At 72.5% G+C, this 4,729-nt stretch carries 3 protein-coding genes; 2 read left to right on the top strand and 1 reads right to left on the bottom strand.

Features of this window, described 5'->3' with window-relative positions; genetic code table 11:
• The coding region (locus VN520_RS04625; RefSeq protein ID WP_325745544.1) for a hypothetical protein at window positions 1–649 on the bottom strand (649 nt) is incomplete at its 3' end.
• 480 nt (window positions 650–1,129) lie between these two features.
• On the opposite strand from VN520_RS04625, the gene VN520_RS04620 reads away from it, so the two are divergent.
• Both VN520_RS04620 and VN520_RS04615 read left to right on the top strand, forming a co-directional pair.
• Entirely contained in the window at window positions 1,130–2,167 is a 1,038-nt protein-coding gene (locus VN520_RS04620) for a hypothetical protein (RefSeq protein WP_325745543.1), read from the top strand.
• A gap of 161 nt (window positions 2,168–2,328) precedes the next feature.
• Window positions 2,329–4,482, top strand: a complete 2,154-nt coding sequence (locus tag VN520_RS04615; RefSeq protein ID WP_325745542.1) for a hypothetical protein — start codon at window positions 2,329–2,331, stop codon at window positions 4,480–4,482.
• Window positions 4,483–4,729: the final 247 nt, after the last annotated feature.

The raw sequence follows: 4,729 nt of genomic DNA, 5'->3' as shown, positions 1-4,729 counted from the left end.
GTGTCCGCCGGGGGAGGAGCCGGTCATCGGGCTCCTCCCCCGGCGCGTCGTCGACCGGGGGGACAGCTTTCTGTGCCCCGCCTTCGAGGAGTTCTCCGATGGTGTCGTTGATCCTGCCCTCGCGCGCCGCGGCCGCGCCGCCGGAACGCGTTGGCCTCGCACGTCCCGGGCGGGGCGTCCGGCTGGCCGTCGTCTTCGCGCCGAGGTACGCGCGATGACGGCAGAGCGGGAGCGAGCCTTGGGGGGCCGGTACCTGGCGGGCTGGTCGGAACTCGTGCCGGGCCGGGCCGTGGATACATGTACTGGTGCCGAGGTGCTCCTTCGGCCTGTCGTTCTGCCGGAGATCGTGGAGGGCGAGATACCCGGCCGGGCGCCGGACTCCGAAGGCGGCGGTATCGGCGAGGGGATGGCGGCTCGGGCTGTTCGCGCGGCGCGGGCCGTGGTCCGGTTGCCGGATCATCCGGGGCGGGAGCAGGTCTTCGACGTGGTCGCCGAGGACGATGCCGTGTGGGTGGTCAGCGAAGTGCTCATCGCTCGTCCGCTGTCGGCGCAGCTCGGTGAGGGCACGGTGAGCCCGTTTCGTGCGGCCGAGATAGCGGTGGACGTTCTGGCGGCCCTGGACGATCTTCACGCGCGTGGCTGGGTCCATGGGAACGTCACCGCCGGCACGGTGATGATCTGCGGGGACGGGAAGGCGGTGTTGACCGGCCTTGCCGAAGGTCTGGTGCAGGACCTCGCGTGCGGCGTGCCGCGGACGGTCCCCGCCCCGTATCCTCCTCCTGGGCCGGACGCCGGTGCGGCGGCCCCCGGGCATGCGCGCTCCGACCGTCCTGGAGAAGCCGCCGGGTCCGGTCATGTCCGCTTTGGCCGCACAGGAGCGTTCGCAGGTGCCTTGCGCGCCGACGCCCAGCGTCAGGCACATCCGGCTGAAGCGCCTGCTCTCCGGAGCCGGGCTGCCGCGTTCCCGCCGGTCCCGGCAGGGCCGGCCGAGACAGGGGGACGGCTGCTGACACCTCTGGCCGTTGAGCGGGCGCACCAGGCGCGGATCGTGGCGGTCGGTGCCGTCACGGAACGGTGGGCTCCGGTGCAGGCCGCGCCGGTTGCGGGGCACGCTCCCGTACCGGCGCCGGTGGGGCCAGCCGCGGATCTATGGGCCCTGGGAGCACTGCTGTTCCGCATCACATCCGGCTACCCGGCCTTCCCGGAGGACGATGCGGAACAACTCGTGGAGCTCGTGTGCGCCGAGCCCGCGGCGTTCGCCGAGGACAGTGGCGTTCTGCGGCCGGTGATCGAATCTCTGCTGCGCGCCGACCCGGTGCAGCGCCCCGAGGCCGGCGAGGTGCGCCGATGGCTCGGCTCGCTGCTCCGTGACGCCCCTGAACCGCCGGAACTCGAGCCTGCCGAGCCCGGTCCGGGGACGTCACGGCTTCCGGTGCTGCGCGTGCGCGGACATCTGGTGCGCCGGCCGCCCCGGCGGGCCGGCGCCCTGTCCAGACGTCACCGGCGGCCCGCGGCCGCAGGCCGCCTGCCCCGGCGTGTCCTGCTTCCGGCAGCCGGCGTGGCGCTCTCCGCCGTGGTGGTGATCGGCGTCATGGAGGCACTGCCCGGGACACGCCAGTCCCCGCAAGGCGCCCGGTCCCAGGGCGGTCCCGGCACCACGGTGCCGGAGTCGCCGGCCGGAGTCGGGCCGTCTTCCGCGCCGTCCTACGGGTCTGCGGGATACACGATGCGCCGCCACGACGGCTTCCAGGTGGCCGTGCCCGACGGCTGGTCTCTCCGGAAAGGCTCTGCGGCCGGCACCGTCTCCTACGGGCAGCACGGCTTCGCTCTGACCATCGCCCCCGGCCGGGACCGGCTTCGAGGCGGCGAGGACCTGCTGGCCTTCCAGGCCCGTGAACCCGAACTCGCCGCCTTCCGCGCCGATCCTGGCCGTCGGGCGGAGCGAGTGCAGCTGACGACCATCGGCACCGGGCCGCCGACGGCCCAGGGCGACTACTGGTGGACCAACGCATCCGGCATCCCGCTCTTCGCGCGCAACCGGGCCGTCGTCATCAACGACCGGGTCCACCTCCTCCTCGTCTCCGGGCCCTCAACCAGCGAGGAGCGGGTGTCCGAGGTCTACGAGCACGCCGTCGCCACCTACCGGGTCGCCGCCCGATCACCCTGACCTCCACCGGCCCGGTGGTGGCCCGACCGCCCAGTGGCCGAAGTACGGGGGTGGTTGCGGCGGGCGGACGGCGGGCAGGTCACGGCACTAGGGTGACGTCGAGGACACGTAGAGCGAAGAGGGAGACCAGGGCGGGGATGGGGGCACATGAGCATGGGCCGGTGGAACTTCCCGGTGGTCCGGTCGACGGCGAGGGACGGTCGGTAGACGATCCGCTGCTCGCGGCGTTGACGGGAGCAGCGGTGGGCGGCTGCGGGGAGTGCGTGCAGCGGCTGCTGGAGGAGGTCGCGGCCGAACCGGCGTGTGTGGCGCGCCTGGTGGAGGTAGCCCGGCTGACTGCGATCCGCACCAACCGCGGTGAGCTCCCCCCGTACATGACCGTCGACGACGATCCGTCCGGCTCAGCCGTTCCGGAGTTCACACGTCTGGTGCGCGCGGTGACCGCCGCCGAGCCGGTGACCGTGGTGTGCGAGCAGATGACGGGTGCCGAGCGGCGCGCGGCGGCCGACGCGGCCCTCAAGATGCTCGTGGCGCAGCTGACGGTCGCGAACTCGCTCGGATTCGACGACAGCGAGACCCTGGCCGAGATGTGCTGCGCGGTCGCCGCCTTGCTGGTCGAGTGGTGGTTCTCCAAGGCGCCCATGGCCCGCCGGGAGTTCACCGAGGCGTGGAAGAAGCACGCCTTCGGCCATCGGGAGGCAGGGCTGCCGGGCGACGGCACGAACGCGCTGGCGCTGCTGCTGGGCGCGCTCCTGCACCACCAGGCCCGTCAGGACCAGGTGGTCGTCGAGGACTTGAGGCCGCTGGTGTTCACCCGCGTCCTGCCCACGCTTAAGAGCCCGGAGCGGGCCGGAGCCGTGCTGGCCGCGTTCGTCGCACCGCCCCACACCGACACCGTCACCGTGCCGATCAAGCGCTACGCCCGCGGCAACCCGGAGTTCCTCGCCGAGCTGTGCCGCTACCTCCGCTCCGCGATCGCCGTGCATGTGAAGGACTGCCCGCACGGTCTGCGCGAGAGTGGCCACGCCTGCACTCTGGCGCACCGCGGGCCCGCCCTGGGTCAGGACGCGGGTCCGCAGGTCGCCGAGCCGACGCCGGAGGAGGGCAGGCGGGTCGCCCTGCCCTGGATCGGCTTCCGCGAGGACGAGCCGGCCGAAGACGCGCCCGCCGGCCACGACCCCCACCGGGTGTGGCAGATCAACGTTGACCGGATCGTGCTGGAGCGGTGGGACGCGGGCGCCGCGCGCTGGAACGAGGCGATTTCCGAGGACTCCTCGATCAGCGAGCCGAACTACCGCCACGAGGTCGGCCTGGAACCCCTGTGCTGCCCGTCTTGCGGCAGCCACGGCCCGTTTCTCGCCGAAGGCTCCTGGGGCGATCCACTGACGCTGCACTGCCGCTGCGGTGTGACCACGATGTCGCCGCTCGACGCCGGCCCTGACGACTTGGGCCGGCGTCTGCTCAAGCGGCTGATCTTGTGCGAGGCGGATCCCGCCTACGCTGCCCGCCGACTGCTCGCGCCTCTGGCGGAGTACCAGGAGCACGAGCGGAAGAACCGGGAGAGCAGCTGGTACCGCGGCCCGGACGAAGAAGCCGTGACGATCGCCGGGACGGTCGACCAGGACAGCGGTGACCTCGTGGCGGCCCTGACCGACGCGTTCAAGCCCCGCCTGCCCAAGCGACACGAGGGAGGAGCCCTCACCCTTCTGCTCCTGCAGAGCCTGGAGGCTCTGTCCGCCCCTGCCGTCCGCGACAGTCCGGATGGTCGGCGCCTCGCCGAAGCCGTACGCGACTTGCTGTCCGATCTGAAGGAGGAGAGTGACCGGTGGGCCCCGATCCGGGAGCCGGTCGTGGACCGGTTGCGGACCTGGCAGTCCGAAGGCGGCCCGCAGCTGTGGCAGGACGCCTGGACGCGGACCCTGGAGATGGCCCAGCGGTACTTCGCCGGCAGCCGCGTCGGCGACGGGCGCATCTCCGATGGCTGTGCCGCCGTGGCCCTCGTCCAGTACCTCCTGGCCCGTGAAGCCGACTGTGGAGTCGAGGGGATCACGGCGGACGACGTGCGCAGCGTTGCCATGCCGGGTGTCAAGCAGGAAGCGGACCCGGATCCGGTACCGGTCATGCTCCGCTTCGCCGAGCGCCTGACGGCACTGGGCCACGACCTCGACGCGGACGATGATCCGGTCGCCCGGCTCTGGCGACACCTGGCCACCGACCGGCCCGTCAGCACGTTCGGCGATCAGCGAGCACCCGCTCTGACCATCGGTCTGGACACCCTCCTGGGCGAGCGGTCCTTCTACCGCGTACGCCTCTGATGCACCGGCCGCCGCCCGCGCGTCTCGTCAGCCCACGGCCCCTGGACTCGGGAATGCCGCTCACCCTCAGCCAGGGCAAGGCCGTCAACCACCCGTCCACTCTGTATGTCCGTCCGTCCGCCGAGAGCAGGACGAGGGCCACGTGATCGACGTCGGCGGCGGAGTCTGCCGCATCGACGGCGGACACCCCTGCCTCCCGGCCTGCGCAGCAGCCCGTCGCGGGGCGAACTAGCGGACGTTCCCGGCC

It is taken from the genome of Streptomyces sp. (assembly GCF_035563135.1).
Taxonomy (GTDB): domain Bacteria; phylum Actinomycetota; class Actinomycetes; order Streptomycetales; family Streptomycetaceae; genus Streptomyces.
The sequence above is the reverse complement of the archived record's forward strand: the minus strand, read 5'-3'. Positions and strand labels throughout refer to the sequence as shown.